Annotated in this window: 15 protein-coding genes and 1 pseudogene; 15 read left to right on the top strand and 1 reads right to left on the bottom strand. The window is 74.2% G+C overall.

Annotated elements, in window-relative coordinates; all coding sequences use genetic code 11:
- Positions 1-221 precede the first annotated feature (221 nt).
- The 9 genes and pseudogenes from egtA to HNR21_RS31295 all read left to right on the top strand — a co-directional run bounded on the left by egtA (position 222) and on the right by HNR21_RS31295 (position 8,904).
- Positions 222-1,430 (top strand): ergothioneine biosynthesis glutamate--cysteine ligase EgtA, encoded by a 1,209-nt coding sequence (gene egtA / locus HNR21_RS31335; protein WP_182707989.1) that lies wholly within the window; start codon positions 222-224, stop codon positions 1,428-1,430.
- The gene (gene egtB / locus HNR21_RS31330; RefSeq protein WP_182707988.1) at positions 1,427-2,788 is read left to right on the top strand and encodes an ergothioneine biosynthesis protein EgtB; all 1,362 of its coding nucleotides are present in this window, start codon (positions 1,427-1,429) and stop codon (positions 2,786-2,788) included. Before egtA ends, egtB begins: the two co-directional genes overlap by 4 nt.
- On the top strand, positions 2,788-3,528 hold the full coding sequence (egtC, locus tag HNR21_RS31325; RefSeq protein ID WP_182707987.1) for an ergothioneine biosynthesis protein EgtC: 741 nt from the start codon (positions 2,788-2,790) through the stop codon (positions 3,526-3,528). Before egtB ends, egtC begins: the two co-directional genes overlap by 1 nt.
- Positions 3,529-3,548: 20 nt before the next feature.
- On the top strand, positions 3,549-4,505 hold the full coding sequence (gene egtD / locus HNR21_RS31320) for an L-histidine N(alpha)-methyltransferase (RefSeq protein WP_182707986.1): 957 nt from the start codon (positions 3,549-3,551) through the stop codon (positions 4,503-4,505).
- Between the two features lie 126 nt (positions 4,506-4,631).
- Entirely contained in the window at positions 4,632-5,642 is a 1,011-nt protein-coding gene (locus HNR21_RS31315; protein ID WP_182707985.1) for a LacI family DNA-binding transcriptional regulator, read from the top strand.
- A 130-nt stretch (positions 5,643-5,772) separates the two neighbouring features.
- Positions 5,773-6,519, top strand: a pseudogene (locus tag HNR21_RS31310) (ABC transporter ATP-binding protein); the annotation flags it as partial.
- A gap of 32 nt (positions 6,520-6,551) precedes the next feature.
- Positions 6,552-7,286 (top strand): ABC transporter permease, encoded by a 735-nt coding sequence (locus HNR21_RS31305; RefSeq protein WP_182707984.1) that lies wholly within the window; start codon positions 6,552-6,554, stop codon positions 7,284-7,286.
- Complete coding sequence (locus HNR21_RS31300) at positions 7,283-7,972, top strand: ABC transporter permease (RefSeq protein ID WP_119729117.1); 690 nt, start codon at positions 7,283-7,285, stop codon at positions 7,970-7,972. The genes HNR21_RS31305 and HNR21_RS31300 overlap by 4 nt, the downstream gene beginning before the upstream one ends.
- A gap of 23 nt (positions 7,973-7,995) precedes the next feature.
- Positions 7,996-8,904, top strand: coding sequence for an ABC transporter substrate-binding protein (locus HNR21_RS31295; protein ID WP_182707983.1), 909 nt, complete (start codon positions 7,996-7,998; stop codon positions 8,902-8,904).
- A 299-nt stretch (positions 8,905-9,203) separates the two neighbouring features.
- Here the strand turns inward: HNR21_RS31295 and HNR21_RS31290 are convergent, their stop codons facing one another.
- Positions 9,204-9,974: an IclR family transcriptional regulator gene (locus HNR21_RS31290; protein WP_312881444.1), complete on the bottom strand. Its 771-nt coding sequence runs from the start codon at positions 9,972-9,974 to the stop codon at positions 9,204-9,206.
- 80 nt (positions 9,975-10,054) lie between these two features.
- Here HNR21_RS31290 and hutH point away from each other — a divergent pair, with 80 nt between their 5' ends.
- The 6 genes from hutH to HNR21_RS31260 all read left to right on the top strand — a co-directional run bounded on the left by hutH (position 10,055) and on the right by HNR21_RS31260 (position 18,096).
- Positions 10,055-11,611 (top strand): histidine ammonia-lyase, encoded by a 1,557-nt coding sequence (gene hutH / locus HNR21_RS31285; RefSeq protein WP_182707981.1) that lies wholly within the window; start codon positions 10,055-10,057, stop codon positions 11,609-11,611.
- Positions 11,612-11,635: 24 nt separating this feature from the next.
- Positions 11,636-13,291 (top strand): urocanate hydratase, encoded by a 1,656-nt coding sequence (gene hutU / locus HNR21_RS31280; RefSeq protein WP_182707980.1) that lies wholly within the window; start codon positions 11,636-11,638, stop codon positions 13,289-13,291.
- Positions 13,288-14,637 carry an allantoate amidohydrolase gene (locus HNR21_RS31275; RefSeq protein WP_312881443.1) on the top strand — a complete coding sequence of 450 codons (1,350 nt, stop codon included), beginning with the start codon at positions 13,288-13,290 and terminating at the stop codon, positions 14,635-14,637. Before hutU ends, HNR21_RS31275 begins: the two co-directional genes overlap by 4 nt.
- Positions 14,638-14,647: 10 nt before the next feature.
- Complete coding sequence (locus HNR21_RS31270) at positions 14,648-15,997, top strand: formimidoylglutamate deiminase (RefSeq protein WP_182707979.1); 1,350 nt, start codon at positions 14,648-14,650, stop codon at positions 15,995-15,997.
- Positions 15,998-16,335: 338 nt separating this feature from the next.
- On the top strand, positions 16,336-17,517 hold the full coding sequence (gene hutI / locus HNR21_RS31265) for an imidazolonepropionase (RefSeq protein WP_182707978.1): 1,182 nt from the start codon (positions 16,336-16,338) through the stop codon (positions 17,515-17,517).
- Between the two features lie 30 nt (positions 17,518-17,547).
- Entirely contained in the window at positions 17,548-18,096 is a 549-nt protein-coding gene (locus HNR21_RS31260; RefSeq protein ID WP_119729124.1) for a ferritin-like domain-containing protein, read from the top strand.
- Positions 18,097-18,205 lie beyond the last annotated feature (109 nt).

The following is an 18,205-nucleotide window of genomic DNA, read 5'->3' as shown; positions in this document are numbered from 1 at the left end:
GCTGGGACCGCCGGTGCGGGATGCGACCGGCGTGAAACGGCGGGCGTACCGGTGGAGACCGGACCATAGCGCACTATGTCACATCTGCACAGCGGTATGCCTCCTGGTGCATGTGCGGTGACGTTCACGCGGATTTCGAGTGATGTGCGGATTATTGATCCGGTTCAGCTGGGAAGGCCTCCCGATCATCGCCTTACGGGGCCCGGAGGGGGAGGCGGCACATGCACCGGCTGACCATCGACGACGTCTACGAGCACATACACGGCGTCTGCTTCAAGAACGGCCCGCCCGGCACGGTGGGGGCGGAGACCGAGTGGCTCGTCGTCGACCGGAACGCGCCCGGCGCGCACGTCGCGATCGGCCGGCTGCGCACGGTCGTCGAGCGGGCCGGGCCGCCGCCCGGCGGAAGCGCGATCACTTTCGAGCCCGGCGGGCAGCTCGAATTGAGTTCGGCGCCCTTCGGCGACCTGGCCGCATTGCACCGGGCGCTGTCGGCCGACATCGAATACGTCCGCGCCGGCCTGGCCGAACACGCGCTGGAACTGGCCGGCCGGGGCGTGGACCCGGTGCGTGTCCCGTGTTTCCAGGCCGACCATCCGCGCTACGGCTGCATGCGCGACTACTTCGTCGTCGGCGGGTTCGCCGACGCGGGCCTGACGATGATGTGCAGCACCGCGTCCGTGCAGGTCTGCCTGGACATCGGCGCCGACCCCGCCGACGCGCTGGCCCGCTGGCGGCTGGCGCACGCGCTCGGCCCGGTGCTGGTCGCCGCGTTCGCCAACTCGCCGCTGCGCGCCGGGCGGCGCACCGGCCTGCGCTCCACCCGGCAGGGGATCTGGAACGCCCTGGACCCGGCCCGCACCCTGCCGGTCCCGTCCGGCGACGGCGCCGACCCGGCCGACGCCTGGGCGCGGTACGCCCTGGACGCCCAGGTGATGCTGGTGCGGCCGCGCCCGGGGACCGGCGAGTGCTGGACCGGCGCGCCCGGCATGACGTTCCGCGAGTGGCTGGCCAAGGGCGAGCCCGACCTGGACGACCTCGTCTACCACCTGTCCACGCTGTTCCCGCCGGTCCGCCCGCGCGGCTGGCTGGAGCTGCGGATGATCGACGCGCTGCCGGTCCGGTACTGGCCGGTTCCGGTCGCCGTCGCCGCCGCGCTGCTGGACGACCCGCGCGCCGCCGACGCCGCCGCCGAGGCGACCGCGCCGGTGGCCGGCCGCTGGGCCGAGGCCGCCCGGGACGCGCTGGCCGACCCGGCGCTGGCCCGGGCCGCCCGCGCCTGCTTCACCGCCGCGCTGGAGGCGCTGCCCCGGATGGGGGCGGCCGGGCTGGCGCCGCTGGTCGCCGAGTACGCCGACCGCTATGTCGACCGGGGCCGCTGCCCCGCCGACGACCTCGACCACGCCCACCTGCTGGAGGCCGCACCGTGACACCCCGGACCGACCCGACCGGCCCGGCCGCCCCGGCCGGCCTCGCCGAGGACGACCTGAAGGAGCTGATCGCCGCCGAACTGGGCGCGGTCCGCGACCGCAGCCTGGGGCTGACCACCCGGGTGCTGGACCACGCGGAGCTGACCGCGCAGGTCTCCCCGCTGATGTCGCCGCTGGTGTGGGACCTGGCCCACGTCGGCAACTACGAGGAGCTGTGGCTGCTGCGGGCGGCGGCGGGCATCGACCCGATGCGGCCGGAGATCGACAGCCTGTACGACGCGTTCGAGCACCCCCGCGCCGAACGGCCCGCGCTGCCGCTGCTGCCGCCGGACGAGGCCCGCGCCTACATCGGCACGGTGCGGGCCAAGGTGCTGGACTCGCTGGAGCGGATCCGGTTCCGCGAGGACGATCCGCTGACCGCGGGCGGGTTCGTGTACGGGATGGTGGTCCAGCACGAGCACCAGCACGACGAGACCATGCTGGCCACCCACCAGCTCCGCAAGGGCGCTCCCGCGCTGCTGGACCCGGACGAGCCGGTGCCGGCCCGCATCGGCGGGATGTTCCCCACCGAGGTGCTGATCGAGGCGGGCCCGTTCGAGATGGGCACCTCCGACGACCCGTGGGCCTACGACAACGAACGCGGAGCCCACATCGTCGACCTGCCCGCGTACTACATCGACACCTTCCCGGTCACCAACCGGGCCTACATCGCGTTCATCGAGGCCGGCGGCTACGACGACCCCCGCTGGTGGGACCCCGAGGGCTGGGAGTGGCGGTCCGCCAAGGACCGCGGCGCCCCCGGGTTCTGGCGACGGGAGGGCGGCCAGTGGGTGCGCCGCCGGTTCGGGCGCGTCGAGCCGGTGCCCCCGGACGAGCCGGTGCAGCATGTGAGCTGGTACGAGGCCGACGCGTACGCCCGCTGGGCGGGCAAGCGGCTGCCCACCGAGGCCGAGTGGGAGAAGGCGGCCCGCTGGGACCCCGCCGCGCAGCGCTCCCGCCGCTTCCCCTGGGGCGACGCCTACGAGGAGGGCCGCGCCAACCTGGGGCAGCGGCGGCTGCGGCCCACCCCGGTCGGGTCGTTCCCCGGCGGGGCCTCGGCATACGGGGTGCAGCAGATGATCGGGGACGTGTGGGAGTGGACGTCCTCGGACTTCACCGCCTATCCGGGATTCCGGGCGTTCCCCTACAAGGAGTACTCGGAGGTCTTCTTCGGGCCCGGCTACAAGGTGCTGCGCGGCGGATCGTGGGCGACCCACCCGCTGGCCTGCCGCGGGACGTTCCGCAACTGGGACTATCCGATCCGGCGGCAGATCTTCACCGGGTTCCGCTGCGCCCGCGACGCGGTGGAGGCCCGCTGATGTGCCGCCATCTGGGCTACCTCGGCCCGCCCCGGACCCTGGAGTCGCTGGTCTTCGAGGGGCCGTACTCGCTGGAGGTCCAGTCGTACGCGCCCCGCATGACCCAGGGCAACCTGCTGAACGCCGACGGGTTCGGCGTCGGCTGGTACCACCGGGGCCGGGCGATGCGGTTCCGGCGGGCGCAGCCGATCTGGACCGACCGCTCGTTCCGGGAGGTCGCCGAGGCGGTGGAGGCGTCCTGCGCGGTGGCGGCGATCCGCTCGGCCACCACCCGGTTCCCGGTGGACGAGTCGTGCGCCCAGCCGTTCCGCGCCGGCGGGCGGCTGTTCAGCCACAACGGCAAGGTGGCGGACTTCGACGGGGTCGAGGGCAAGCTCCGGGAACTGGCCGGGGACCTGTCGCACGCCCCGGACGCCCGCGCCCCCGTGGACTCGGCGCTGGTGTTCGCGCTGGCGGCGCGGCGCTGGCGGGAGGGCGCCGCGCTGGGCGAGGGCCTGGCCGACACCGTGACCGCCGTGGCGGCGATCTCGCCCGGCCGCTACAACCTGCTGGCCGCCGACGGGTCCGCGCTGGCCGCCACCACCTGGGGCGACTCGCTGTTCGTGCGGGGCGGGCCCGGCGAGGTGCTGATCTCCTCCGAACCCCTGGACGACGACCCGGCCTGGCGTCCCGTGCCCGACCGCAGCCTGGTCGTCGTCGACCGGGCCGACCTCGCCGGCATCCGCATCACCCCCCTGTGACCAGCGAACGAGGAGGATCCGTGGACCGCTTCCTGACCGCAGACGATCTCGACAAGGCGCTCCGCCGGGACGTGGCGGCGGGCCTGACCGCCACGCCCAAGACGCTGCCGCCCAAATGGTTCTACGACGAGCACGGCAGCGCCCTGTTCGAGGAGATCACCCGCCTGGAGGAGTACTACCCGACCCGCCGGGAGCGGGAGATCCTGCGCGCCCGCGCCGCCGAGATCGCCGCCGCCACCGGGGCGCGGACCCTGCTGGAGCTGGGCGCCGGATCGGGGGAGAAGACCCGGCTGCTGCTGGACGCCCTGTCGGCGGCGGGCACCCTGCGGGCGTACGTGCCGGTGGACGTGTCCGGGGACTTCCTGACCGCCGCGGCCGGGCGGATCGCCGCCGACTACCCGGACCTGACGGTGCGTTCGGTGGTCGCCGACTACGAGCAGCACCTGCACCTGCTGCCGTCCGGGACGCGCCGGCTGCTGGTGTTCCTGGGCGGGACGATCGGCAACTTCGCCCCGGCCGACCGGATCTCGTTCCTGTCGGGGATCCGGGCCACGATGGAGGACGGCGACGCGCTGCTGCTGGGCGCGGACCTGGTCAAGGACCCCGGCCGGCTGGTGCGCGCCTACGACGACGCCCGCGGGGTGACCGCCGAGTTCAACCGGAACGTGCTGCGCGTGATCAACCGGCGGCTGGACGCCGACTTCGACCCCGGGGCGTTCGAGCACGTGGCGCTGTGGGACCCCCGCAACGAGTGGATCGAGATGCGGCTGCGGTCGGCCGCCGACCAGACCGTGCGGGTCGCCGGGCTGGGCCTGACCGTGGAGTTCGCGGCGGGCGAGGAGATGCGCACCGAGATCTCCGCCAAGTTCCGCCGCGAACGCCTGGAAGCCGAGCTGGGGGCCGCGGGACTGGCCCTGGACACGTTGTGGACCGACGAGGCGGGGGACTTCTCCCTGTCCCTGGCCCGCCCCGCCTGAGCGAGCCGGGGCCCGAAGACGCGCCGCAGGGGAGCGGGAGAGCCGTCCGAGCGAAGGAGGACGCGCATGACCGGCCGGGCCGAGGCCGCCGGTGGACTGTCGGTGCCGCCGCGTAGGGTTGGCGGCGTGCCCCGGAAGCGAAAACGGGTGACGATCCGCGAGGTGGCGCAGGCGACCGGACTGTCGCCTGCGGCCGTGTCCTACGCGTTGCGCGGCATCCAGACCTCCGAGGAGACGCAGGAACGCGTCCGCGCCGCCGCCGAGGAACTGGGTTTCCAGGCCCATCCGATCGCCCGGGCGCTGGCGCTGGGCCGCAGCGGCATGATCGGGGTGCTGTGCGGGTCGCTGGAGGACTACTGGCAGCAGTCGCTGGCGGTCGGCATCGGCCGCGCCCTGTTCGGCCGGGACCGGTACGCGCTGATCCTGGACGCCGCCGGCGATCCCGCCCGGGAGCTGGACCTGGCGCGGCGGCTGCGGGACCAGCGGGTGGACGGGCTGATCGTGCAGCCGCTGGACCCGGCCGCCCCGCTGTGGGCCGAGCTGGCCGAGACGCTGCCGGTGGTGTCCATCGGCGACGCGCTGAGCGGCGGGCGCTCCCAGGGCGAGGTGGTGTTCGACAACCGGTCGGGGGTCACCCAGGCGCTGGAGCACCTGGCGGCGCTCGGCCACCGGCGGATCGGGGTGCTCACCTCCACCCGGGCCAGCACCCCCGACCGTCCCGCCGACCGGCACGTGGACGCCGAGGCCGGGCGGCTGGGCCTGGACGTCACCGTGGTCGCCGCCTCCCAGTCCTGGACGCGGGCGGCCGAGGCGGCGATGGACATGCTGGCCGCCCCGGACCGGCCCACCGCGGTGTTCTGCTTCTCCGACTCCATCGCCTACGGGGTCTACGCGGCCACCCGCGAGCTGAAGCTGGACGTCCCCGGGGACGTGTCGGTCTGCGGCTACGACGACCACCCCATGTCGGCGCTGCTCACCCCGCCGCTGACCACGGTGGACTGGGACATCGACGGCATCGTCAACGCCGCCGTGCGGGTGGTGGTGGACGCCGTGGACGGCCGGTCCCGGGGCCGCCGCCGGGTGGTGCGCGCCCCGGCGCTGCGGGTCCGCGAGTCGACCGGCCCGGTTCCGGTGTGACGGAGTCCCCGGCATGGCGGGGAGATTTTTCGGCTATTCGAGTCGCTAAGGTGGGTAAATCCCGTCCGTCCGGACGGATCGGACCATCGGCAGAGCACGGCGTTGCGGCGCCCGAGGACGTGAGCGAGTCGTGATCACCTTCGACGGCGTGACCAAGCGATACCCCGACGGCACCGTGGCGGTGGACGGGCTGGACCTGCAGATCCCCGCAGGGCGGATCACCGTGCTGGTCGGCCCGTCGGGCTGCGGCAAGACCACCACGCTGCGGATGATCAACCGGATGGTGGAGCCCAGCGCGGGCACGGTCCGGATCGACGGCCGCGACGTGCGCGAGATCGACCCGCCGACGCTGCGCCGCGGCATCGGGTACGTGATCCAGCAGGCCGGGCTGTTCCCGCACCGTACGGTCGTCGACAACATCGCCACCGTCCCGTTCCTGCTGGGCCGCCCCAAGAAGGAGGCCCGCCGGCAGGCCCGCGAGCTGATGGAACGGGTGGGCCTGGACGAGGCGATGGCCGACCGCTACCCCGCCCAGCTGTCCGGCGGGCAGCAGCAGCGGGTCGGGGTGGCCCGGGCGCTGGCCGCCGACCCGCCGATCCTGCTGATGGACGAGCCGTTCAGCGCGGTCGACCCGATCGTGCGGCGCGGCCTGCAGGACGAGTTCCTGCGGCTGCAGGCCGAGCTGGAGAAGACCATCGTGTTCGTCACCCACGACATCGACGAGGCGGTGCGGCTGGGCCACCGGATCGCGGTGTTCCGGGTGGGCGGCGCGCTGGTGCAGTACGCCACCCCCGAGGAACTGCTGGCCGAGCCCGCCGGCGACTTCGTCCGGGACTTCCTCGGCGGGGAACGCGGCATCCGGCGGCTGCGGTTCTTCCACGAGCTGGACGCCGAGGAGGCCGCGGACCGGTGAGCCCCCCGCTGTCGGCCCCCGCGGACGCCGAGCCGCTGATCCGCTGGGAGTGGATCGAACGCAACCTCTCCGACGACATCGCCGAGGGACTGCGCGAGCATCTGATCCTGTCGTTCACCCCGGTGCTGCTGGGGCTGGCGGTGGCGCTGCCGCTGGGCATCGCCTGCGCCCGCTGGCGCCGCGTCTACCCGTTCGTGCTGGCCGCCACCAGCGTGCTGTACGCGATCCCGGCCATCGCGCTGTTCGTGGTGCTGGTGGCGTTCACCGGCCTGACCTACTCGACGGTGATCGTCCCGCTGACCCTCTACACGCTGTCGGTGCTGGTCCCCGCGGTGGTGGACGGGCTGCGGTCGGTGCCCGACCAGGTCCGGCAGTCGGCGGTGGCGATGGGGTTCGGGCCGCTGCGCCGGCTGGTCCGGGTGGAGCTGCCGCTGGCGCTGGGGGTGGTGATGGCCGGGCTGCGGGTGGCCACCGTCTCCAACATCAGCCTGGTCAGCGTGGGCTCCCTGATCGGCATCGGCGGGCTCGGCGACCTGTTCGTCACCGGGCTGCAGCGCGACTTCCCCACCCCGATCGTCGTCGGCATCGCGTCGATCATCGCGCTGGCGCTGGTCGCGGACGTCGTGCTGCTGGCCGTCCAGCGCGCGCTCACCCCGTGGGAACGCGCCGGGCGGGGCCGCTCCACAGCCGCGCCCGAGCCGGAGCCGGAGCCGGTCGGAGGTGAGCAGTGAACGCGATCTTCAGCGCGCTGGAGTGGTTCACCCGGGCCCAGCAGTGGAGCGGTCCCGACGGCATCCCCAACCGGGTGCTGGAGCACGTCTGGTACTCGCTGCTCGGCTTCGCCCTCACCGTGCTGATCGCGCTGCCCGCCGGGCTGGTGCTGGGACATCTGCGGCGCGGCCGGCCGGCCCAGATCACCGGATTCCTGGTGACCTCCTCGGCCAACGCCGCCCGCGCGCTGCCCACCCTCGGCCTGCTGATCCTGGCGGTCGTGCTGACCTCCGCCGGGGACCTGGTGCCCATCCTGATCCCGCTGGTGGTGCTGGCCGTCCCGCCCGTGCTGGTGAACACCTACGCCGGCGTGCGGCAGGTCGAGGCCGGGCTGCGGGACGCCGCCGAGGGCATGGGCATGCGCGGCCGCCAGGTGCTGCTGCGGGTGGAACTGCCGGTGGCGCTGCCGCTGATCCTGGCCGGGATGCGCACCGCCATGATCCAGATCGTCTCCACCGCCACCATCGCCGCCTACGTCGGCCTCGGCGGGCTGGGCCGCTACATCGTCGACGGCTACGCCCGCCAGGACTACGACTCGATGGCCGGCGGCGCCCTGCTGGTCATCGCGCTCGCGGTGGCCGTCCAGTTCGTCTTCGCGGGACTGTCCCGCCTGGTCGTGTCCCCAGGGGTGCGGGCCGGCCGATGACCCCTCGCAGGAAGGAAATCCCCATGATCCGCATCATCCGCGGCGCCGCGGTGGCGCTGGCCGCCGCGCTCGCCCTGACCGCCTGCGGCGAAGGCGGCGAGGACCCGCTGTCCGGCGGCCAGGGCGGCGGGCAGACCCTGGTGGTCGGCTCGGCCGACTTCACCGAGAGCGAGCTGCTGGCCGAGATCTACGCCCAGGCGCTGGAGGCCAAGGGCTTCAAGGTCGAGCGCAAGCTCAAGATCGGCGCCCGTGAGGTCTACTACGACCAGGTCGCCTCCGGCGCCATCCACGTCTTCCCCGAGTACAACGGCGCCCTGCTGCAACGCGTCGACAAGGGCAACCCGGCCACCACCACCGAGCAGACCGACGCCGCCCTCAAGGCCAAGCTCCCGCCGGCCCTGGAGATCCTCGCCACCTCCAAGGCCGAGAACAAGGACTCCCTGGCCGTCACCGCCGCCACCGCCAAGGAGCACGACCTCAAGACCATCGAGGACCTCAAGCCGGTGGCCGGCGACATGATCCTGGGCGGCCCGCCCGAGTTCAAGACCCGTCAGCAGGGCGTCGTCGGCCTGGAGAAGGTCTACGGCGTGAAGTTCAAGGAGTTCAAGTCCCTGGACGTGGGCGGCCCCATCACCGTCGCCAACCTCGCCAAGGGCCAGGTCCAGGCCGCCAACCTGTTCACCACCGACCCCGCCATCACCAAGAACGGCTTCGTCGTCCTGGAGGACCCCAAGAACGTCTTCGGCGCCCAGAACGTCGTCCCCCTGGTCTACAGGTCCAAGGTCGACGCCACCGCCCGCCAGGCCCTCGACGCCGTCTCCGCCAAGCTCACCACCGCCGACCTCATCGCCATGAACGGCCAGATGAGCGACCAGAAGCTCGACCCCGAGGACGTCGCCGAGACCTGGCTCGAAAAGCAGGGCCTGGCCTGATTCTTGTGGGGGGCGACCCCCCACGCCCCCCGCACGCGGATCCGGGCATCCTCGCGTCACCCGGCTTCCGCTCGCCTGGCGGCTCGCTCCAGCCGGGCGCCGCTGCGGTGCCCGGACCGCGCTCAGTCGGCCGGAGCTCCGCTGGCGCTCCGCTCCGGCCGACTGAGGATCGGGCCGTCCCAAGCTCAGGTGGAAGTTCTGGGGGCTCCGCCCCCAGGCCCCCGCCCGTTCCGGTTTTACCGGCGGCTTGCTGCAGGGGAATCGGCTGCGGTGGGCGGGGCGGATCCCGCAGGCGTGAGTCAGGTCTGGGTCTGGCCGGTTCTTCCGCCGAGCCTGCGGGTCAGCTCGGCGGCGGTCGTCTGGACGTGGGCGGCCAGGGCGGGCCAGGCGGGTTCGGGGTGGGAGTCGCGGTGGAAGGTGACCGTGACGGCGGCGGTGGGGTGGCCGACGTGGTCGAGGACGCAGGCGGAGATGCTGGCGAAGCCCTCGGTGACGTGGCCGTCCTCGATCGACCAGCCGCGGCGGCGGTCCTCGGCCAGGACGCGGCGCAGGTCGCGCAGGGAGGCGGGGCCGTGGCCGGTGCGGGTCACGAGGGGGCCGGGGAACAGGGCGCGGACCTGGGCGGACGGCAGGTGGGCGAGGATGGCGCGGCCGCTGGCGGTCAGGTGGGCGGGCAGCCGCACGCCCACGTCGGTGACCAGGGTGTGGTGCCGGGGCGGCTGCTCCTTGAGCAGGTAGAGGGTCTCGGCGCCGTGCAGGACGCCGAGCTGGGCGATCTCGCCGGTGCGGTCCACCAGGCGGCGCAGCGGCAGCCGGGCCAGGCGTTCCAGCGGGCCCTGCCGCAGGTAGGCCGAGCCGATCTCGAACGCCGCGACGCCCAGCCCCCACAGCCGTTCCTCCGGCAGGTGGACCACGAAGTTCTCGGCGGCCATCTCGTTCAGCAGGTGGTACGCCGACGAGCGCGGCAGGCCCAGGGCGCGGGCGATCGCCGAGGCGGGCAGCGGGCCGGCCGAGGACGCCAGCAGCCGCAGCACCGCCAGGGTCCGGCGGGCCGAGGGGACCTGGTGCACGGTCCCCATTGTCTCGTATCCGAGACACAGCCCGTTCGCGCCCTCTATGACCGGGGACCCGGCGGCGGTCCAATGGGGGTATGAGCATCCGTGTGGGGGACAAGGGCGTCGAGGTCGGGCCGGAACCGCTGACGTTCGACCAGGTCGTGGCGGTGGCGCGGGAGGACGCGCCGGTCACGCTCACCGACGAGGCGATCCGCGGCATCGAGGCCACCCGCGCCCACGTCGAGGAACTGGCCGCCCGGTCCACGCCGGTGTACGGGGTGTCCACCGGGTTCGGGGCGCTGGCGACCCGGCACATCCCGCCGGAGCTGCGCGCCAGGCTGCAGGTCAACATCATCCGTTCGCACGCCGCCGGCTCCGGGCCGGAGGTCGAACGCGAGGTCGTCCGGGCGATGATGCTGCTGCGGCTGCGCACCCTGGCCAGCGGGCGCACCGGCGTCCGGCCCGCCACCGCGCGGGCCCTCGCGGCACTGCTCAACGGCGGCGTCACCCCGGTCGTGCACGAGTACGGCAGCCTGGGCTGCTCCGGCGACCTGGCCCCGCTGTCGCACGTGGCGCTGGCGCTGATCGGCGAGGGCATGGTCCGCGACGCCGCCGGGGAGCTGCGGCCCGCCGCCGAGGCGCTCGCCGAGGCCGGGATCGAGCCCGTCACCCTCGGCGCCAAGGAGGGGCTGGCGCTGATCAACGGCACCGACGGGATGCTCGGCATGCTGGTGCTGGCCATGCACGACCTGCGGCGGCTGCTCAAGCACGCCGACCTGGCCGCCGCGATGAGCGTGGAGGCGCTGCTGGGCACCGACCGGGTGTTCGCCGCCGACCTGCAGGCGCTGCGCCCGCATCCCGGGCAGGGGGCGTCGGCCGCCAACCTGCGCGCGCTGCTGGCCGACTCGGCGATCATGGAGTCGCATCGCGGCCCCGACTGCACCCGCGTCCAGGACGCCTACTCGCTGCGCTGCTCCCCGCAGGTGAACGGCGCCGCCCGGGACACCCTCGCGCACGCCGAACTGGTCGCCTCCCGCGAGCTGGCCTCGGCGGTGGACAACCCGGTGGTGCTGCCGGACGGGCGGGTGGAGTCCAACGGCAACTTCCACGGCGCCCCGGTCGCCTACGTGCTGGACTTCCTGGCGATCCCCGCCGCCGACGTGGCGTCCATGTCCGAACGCCGCACCGACCGGCTGCTGGATGTGGCCCGCTCGCACGGCCTGCCGGCGTTCCTGGCCGACGACCCCGGCGTGGACTCCGGCCACATGATCGCCCAGTACACCCAGGCCGCCATCGTCTCCGAGCTCAAGCGGCTGGCCGTTCCCGCCTCCGTGGACTCCCTGCCCAGCTCCGCCATGCAGGAGGACCACGTCTCGATGGGCTGGAACGCCGCCCGCAAGCTGCGCCGCTCCCTCGACGGCCTGACCCGCGTGCTGGCCGTCGAGATCCTCACCGCCGCCCGCGCCCTCCAGTTGCGCGCCCCCCTGCGCCCCGGTCCCGCCACCGCCGCCGTGGTCGCCGCCCTCCGCGACCACGTCCCCCCGCCCGGCCCCGACCGCTACCTGGCCCCCGAGATCGAAGCGGCCGTCCGCCTCGTCCAGGACGGCACCCTGCTGGCCGCCGCCGAGACCGTCACCGGCCCGCTCGCCTGACCTCGACCTCCGAAGGAGGAGCACATGTCCGGACCTCGACCCGTGCGCGCTCCGCGCGGCACGTCGCTGACCGCCAAGGGCTGGCCGCAGGAGGCCGCGCTGCGGATGCTCATGAACAACCTCGACCCGGAGGTCGCCGAGCATCCCGACGAGCTGGTGGTGTACGGCGGCACCGGGAGGGCCGCCCGCGACTGGGCCTCGTTCGACGCGATCGCCCGTTCGCTCACCGAGCTGGAGGGCGACGAGACGCTGCTGGTGCAGTCCGGCAGGCCGGTCGGGATCTTCCGCACCCACGAGTGGGCGCCGCGGGTCCTGATCGCCAACTCCAACCTGGTGCCGCAGTGGGCGACCTGGGAGGAGTTCCGCCGCCTGGAGGCCGCCGGGCTCACCATGTACGGGCAGATGACCGCCGGGTCGTGGATCTACATCGGCACCCAGGGCATCCTGCAGGGCACCTACGAGACGTTCGCGGCCGTCGCCGCCAAGCGGTTCGGCGGGTCGCTGGCCGGGACGATCACGCTGACCGCCGGGCTCGGCGGCATGGGCGGCGCGCAGCCGCTGGCCGTCACCATGAACGGCGGCGTGGCGATCTGCGTCGAGTGCGACCCGTCCCGCATCGAACGCCGCGTCGCGCACCGCTACTGCGACGTGCGGGCCGCCGACCTCGACGAGGCGCTGCGGCTGGCCGAGCAGGCCAGGGACGAACGCCGCCCGCTGTCCATCGCGGTGCTCGGCAACGCCGCCGACATCGTGCCCGAGCTGCTGCGCCGGGGCGCGCCCATCGACATCGTCACCGACCAGACCTCCGCCCACGACCCGCTGACCTACCTGCCGCGCGGCGTGGCGTTCGAGGACATGGCCGCCGAACGCGACAAGGACCGCGACGGGTTCATCCGCCGGGCCCGCGAGTCGATGGCCGCGCACGTCGAGGCGATGGTCGGCTTCCAGGACGCCGGCGCGGAGGTCTTCGACTACGGCAACTCGATCCGGGGCGAGGCGCAGCTCGCCGGGTACGAGCGGGCGTTCGACTTCCCCGGGTTCGTGCCCGCCTACATCCGGCCGCTGTTCTGCGAGGGCAAGGGGCCGTTCCGCTGGGCGGCGCTGTCGGGCGACCCGAAGGACATCGCCCGCACCGACCGGGCGATCTGCGAGCTGTTCCCCGACAACGAGCCGTTGATCCGCTGGATCAGGATGGCCGGGGAGAAGGTCCACTACCAGGGCCTGCCCGCCCGGATCTGCTGGCTCGGCTACGGCGAGCGCGACAAGGCCGGGGCGGTGTTCAACGACCTGGTGGCGCGCGGCGAGATCAGCGCCCCGATCGTGCTGGGCCGCGACCACCTCGACGCGGGCAGCGTCGCCAGCCCCTACCGGGAGACCGAGGGCATGGCCGACGGGTCCGACGCCATCGCCGACTGGCCGCTGCTGAACGCCCTGCTCAACACCGCCTCCGGTGCCTCGTGGGTGTCGATCCACCACGGCGGCGGCGTCGGCATCGGCCGGTCCGTCCACGCCGGTCAGGTCTGCGTCGCTGACGGCACCCCGCTGGCGGCCGAGAAGCTGGCCAGGGTGTTGACCAACGACCCCGGCACCGGCGTGATGCGGCATGTGGACGCCGGATACGAGCGGGCCGCCGAGGTCGCCGCGCAGCGCGGCGTCCGCATCCCGATGGCGGGCCGGTGAGCTTCCCGGAGATGTGGGCGGAGCTGCTGCCCATCGGCCGGGACGCGGCGACCGGCGGCTACCGCCGGTTCGCCTGGACGCCGCCGGAGCTGGACTGCCGGGCCTGGTTCCGCGACCAGGCCCGGCGGCGCGGCCTGCGGCTCGAGGCCGACCGCAACGGCAACCTCTTCGCCTGGTGGGACGCCGGCCCCGGACCGGCGGTGCTGACCGGCTCGCACCTGGACTCGGTGCCCGGCGGCGGGGCGTTCGACGGGCCGCTGGGGGTGGTGTCGGCGCTGGCGGCGATCGACGAGCTGCGGGCGGAGGGCTGGACGCCGGGACGCCCGATCGGGGTGGCGGTCTTCGCCGAGGAGGAGGGCGCCCGGTTCGGCGTCGCCTGCCTGGGCTCGCGGCTGCTGACCGGCGCGATCGACCCGGCGCGGGCGCGCTCGCTGCGGGACGGCGACGGCCGGACGTTCGGCGAGGTCGTCGCCGGGCACGGCCTGGACCCCGACGCGATCGGCCCCGACGAGGACCTGCTCGGCCGGATCGGCTGCTTCGTCGAACTCCACATCGAGCAGGGCCGCGCCCTGCGGAGCCCGGTCGGCGTCGCGAGCGCGATCATCCCGCACGGCCGCTGGCGGCTGGACTTCACCGGAGCGGGCGACCACGCCGGAACGACCCGGCTGGCCGACCGGCGCGACCCGATGCTGCCGTTCGCCCACACCGTCCTGGCCGCCCGCGGCAGCGCCGCCGCCCACGACGGGGTCGCCACGGTCGGCAAGGTCACCGTCGTCCCGGGCGGCGTCAACGCCATCCCCTCCCACGTCACCGCCTGGCTGGACGCCCGGGGTCCCAGCGACGACGCCGTTCGCCGGATCGTTGCGGACACCGCCGAGGCCGCCCGCCGTGCTGCAGCCGACCACGGCGTGACCGTCGAGCTGACCGAGGAGTCCTACACGGGCGTCGTCGACTTCGACCATGCCCTGCGCGACCGCCTCGCGCGCGTCGTCGGCACCGTGACGACCGCCCGCACCGAGACGCCGGAACGCCCCGGCCCGGCGGACGCACCGGTCCTGCACGCCGACGCCGGGAACGACGAGGCCGGGGAGCGGCACGCTCCCCGGCACACCCGGCACACCCGGCAGGACTCCGGCCCGGCGGAGGGCCGGGGATGCGCGCCGATCCTGCCCACCGGCGCGGGACACGACGCGGGTGTCCTAGCGGCCCGCGTCCCGTCCGCGATGCTGTTCGTCCGCAACCCGACCGGGGTGTCGCACGCCCCCGCCGAGCACGCCGAGCCGGACGACTGCCTGGCGGGCGTGGCGGCCCTGGCCGCGGTGCTCAAAGACCTGGCCGCCGGGTAGGGGGAACGACATGCGCTGGCACGCCGAGCTCGCCTGGCTCGGGGACGAGGTGGCCGCCGACGTGCTCATCGAGGCCGACGGGGAACGGTTCACCGCCGTCGAGCCGGGGGTCCCCGCCCCGCCGGACGCCGAGCGCCTGCCCGGCCTCACCCTCCCCGGCCTGGCCAACGCCCACTCGCACGCCTTCCACCGGGCGCTGCGCGGCCGGTCCCACGCCGAACGCGGCGACTTCTGGACCTGGCGCGACCAGATGTACGCCGTCGCCGGCCGGCTCGACCCCGACTCGTACCACGCGCTGGCCCGCGCCGTGTACGCGGAGATGGCGCTGGCCGGGATCAGCGTCGTCGGCGAGTTCCACTACCTGCACCACCGGCCCGGCGGCGGCCCGTACGACGACCCCAACATCATGGGCGAGGCGCTGATCGCCGCGGCGGCCGACGCGGGGATCCGCATCACCCTGCTGGACGCCTGCTACCTCACCGGCGGCATCCGCCGTCCGCTGCGCGGCCCCCAGCTCCGCTTCGGCGACCGGACCGCCGACAACTGGCAGCGCCGCGTGGAGGCCCTGCACGGCCTGGTCGGCAAGGGGCACCGTGCGCACGCCCGGCTCGGCGCGGCCGTCCACTCCGTGCGCGCCGTCCCGCCCGACGAGATCCACGCGGTCGCCGCCTGGGCCACCCACCACCGCGTTCCGCTGCACGTCCACCTGTCCGAGCAGCCCGCCGAGAACGATGCGTGCCGCGAGGCGTACGGCCTGAGCCCCACCCGGCTGCTGGCCGAGTGCGGCGCGCTCGGCCCGCTGACCGTCGCCGTCCACGCCACCCATCTGGACGCCGAGGACATCGCCCTGCTCGGCACCACCATGACCGGCGTGTGCCTGTGCCCGACCACCGAACGGGACCTCGCCGACGGGATCGGCCCCGCCCGAGAGCTGGCCGACGCCGGGGCCGAGCTGAGCCTGGGCTCCGACCAGCACGCCGTCATCGACCTGTTCGAGGAGGCCCGCGCCGTCGAGCTGGACGAACGCCTGCGCACCCGGCGGCGCGGCCACTGGTCGGCGGGGGAGCTGCTGGCCGCCGCCACCTGGCACGGCCACTACGCCCTGGGCTGGCCCGAGGCCGGCCGGCTGGAGCCCGGCGCCTACGCCGACCTGGTCACCGTCGCCTTCGACACGGTCCGCACCGCCGGGGCGACCGCCGAGTACGCCGCCGAGACCGCCGTGTTCGCCGCCACCGCCGCCGACGTCCGGCACGTCGTCGTCTCCGGCCGCCCCGTCGTCCGCGACGGCCGCCACCTGCTGATCCCCGACGTCCCCGCGGCCCTGCACACCGCCGTCACGGCCCTGACCGAGGAACGCTGAAATGGCGGCGGCGTGCCGTGCGCCGGGGCGCACGGTGAATCCGGGCCCCGCCGCTCCCGCCGGATTGTGGGATGTCACTTCGTCCGGATATTCGGACGGCCCGGATGGAGCACCCGAAAATCCCGCGAGGAAAGGTGAATTGTTTTCATCCCGAGGCACCGGGTGGGCGGCGAGGACATCGGCGCCGACGATGCCGGTACGGGATCGGAAAGGAGCGCAATGACCTTTTTCGGGACGTTCTGCCGGACCGGGCCCGGACGGGAGGCGTCCGTTCCGGGACGTGCCCGGAGGAGCCGGGACATGGCGGCGGCGAGGCCGGGCGAGGGGCGAGGACGGGAATGAGCGTGCTGATCGATCGGATCGGGGAACTGGTCACCAACGATCCGGAACTGGGGGAGGGGCCGCTCGGCATCGTCCGGAACGCCGCCCTCGTGCTGGACGGCGACCGGGTCGCCTGGGTGGGACCGGCGGGCCGGGCGCCGGCGGCCGACGAGCGGTACGACGCGGACGGACGGGCGGTGCTGCCGGGGTTCGTGGACTCCCACGCGCACCTGGTGTTCGCGGGGGAGCGGGCCGAGGAGTTCGCCGCCCGGATGAGCGGGCGCCCCTACTCGGCGGGCGGGATCCGGACCACCGTGGCGGCCACCCGGGCGGCCACCGACGACGAACTGCGGGCCGGGCTGCGGCGGCTGGTGGACGAGATGGCCCGGCAGGGCACCACCACGGTCGAGTGCAAGTCCGGGTACGGGCTGACCGTCGCCGACGAGGAACGCGCGGTGCGGCTGGCGGCCGAGATCGCCGACGAGGTCACCTTCCTGGGCGCGCACGTGGTGCCCCCCGAGTACGCCGGCGACCCCGACGCCTACGTGCGGCTGGTGACCGGGGAGATGCTGGCGGCCTGCGCACCGCACGCCCGCTGGATCGACGTGTTCTGCGAGAGGGGCGCGTTCGACGCCGACCAGACCCGCGCCGTCCTGGCGGCGGGGGTGCGGGCCGGGCTCGTTCCCCGGGTGCACGCCGGCCAGCTCGGGCCGGGGCCGGGGGTGGCGCTGGCGGTCGAGTTCGGGGCGGCGTCCGCCGACCACTGCACGTTCCTCACCGACGCGGACGTGGCGGCGCTGGCCGGCTCGGAGACGGTGGCGACGCTGCTGCCCGGCGTGGAGTTCTCCACCCGGCAGCCCTACCCGGACGCCCGGCGGCTGATCGACGCGGGCGTCACCGTCGCGCTGGCCACCGACTGCAACCCGGGTTCCTGCTACACCTCCAGCATGCCGCTGTGCATCGCGCTGGCCGTGCGCGAGATGCGGATGACTCCGGCCGAGGCGGTCCGGGCGGCGACCGCCGGCGGGGCCCGCGCGTTGCGCCGAACCGATGTGGGCAGGCTCGGTACGGGGGCACGCGCCGACGTCCAGGTTTTGGACGCGGCATCACACCTGCATCTGGCCTACCGGCCAGGTGTTCCGCTGGTTACGGCCGTGTGGAAATCGGGGCGGCGCGTCGAGGGAGGGCGCGCCGGGTAGTGCCCTCACGTGTCTACGGAGGGTAATGGCATGGCGGAGTTCCTCACCGATGTCCGGACGCTGCGCGAACGGGCCCGGCAGGAGATCGAGAAGGGTCCGGTCACCGCGGCTTATGGCGCCGATCTGCCGCGTGTGGTGCAGGTCTGCAACGAGGCCCTGGCGACCGAGATCGTGTGCACGCTGCGTTACAAACGGCATTACTACACGGCCACCGGAATCCACGCCGAATCGGTGGCCGCCGAGTTCCTCGAGCACGCCCAGGAGGAGCAGCAGCACGCCGACTGGCTGGCCGAGCGGATCGTCCAGCTCGGCGGCGAGCCCGACTACGACCCCGACACCCTGACCACCCGGGCGCACGCCGAGTACGGCCAGAGCCTGGACCTGATCGAGATGATCAAGGAGGACCTGGTGGCCGAGCGGGTGGCCATCGCCTCCTACACCGAGATCGCCCAGTGGCTGGGCGACGGCGACCCCACCACCCGCCGGCTGTTCGAGCAGATCCTCGCCCAGGAGGAGGAGCACGCCGACGACCTGCGCGGGCTCCTGGAAAGGCTGCCCGCCGACCTCGGCGGCCGATGAGAACGGGAGAGAAACGGGTGCGCGGCCCGGCGCCCGCGGCGCGCCGGGCCGCGCATCACCGTCCGCGACAGCGCGATATCGCCCGCGCAACACTTGACGCAAGGATAGT

Source organism: Thermomonospora cellulosilytica (genome assembly GCF_014138835.1).
In the GTDB taxonomy this organism is placed as follows: Bacteria; Actinomycetota; Actinomycetes; order Streptosporangiales; family Streptosporangiaceae; genus Thermomonospora; species Thermomonospora amylolytica.
The sequence above is the reverse complement of the archived record's forward strand: the minus strand, read 5'-3'. Positions and strand labels throughout refer to the sequence as shown.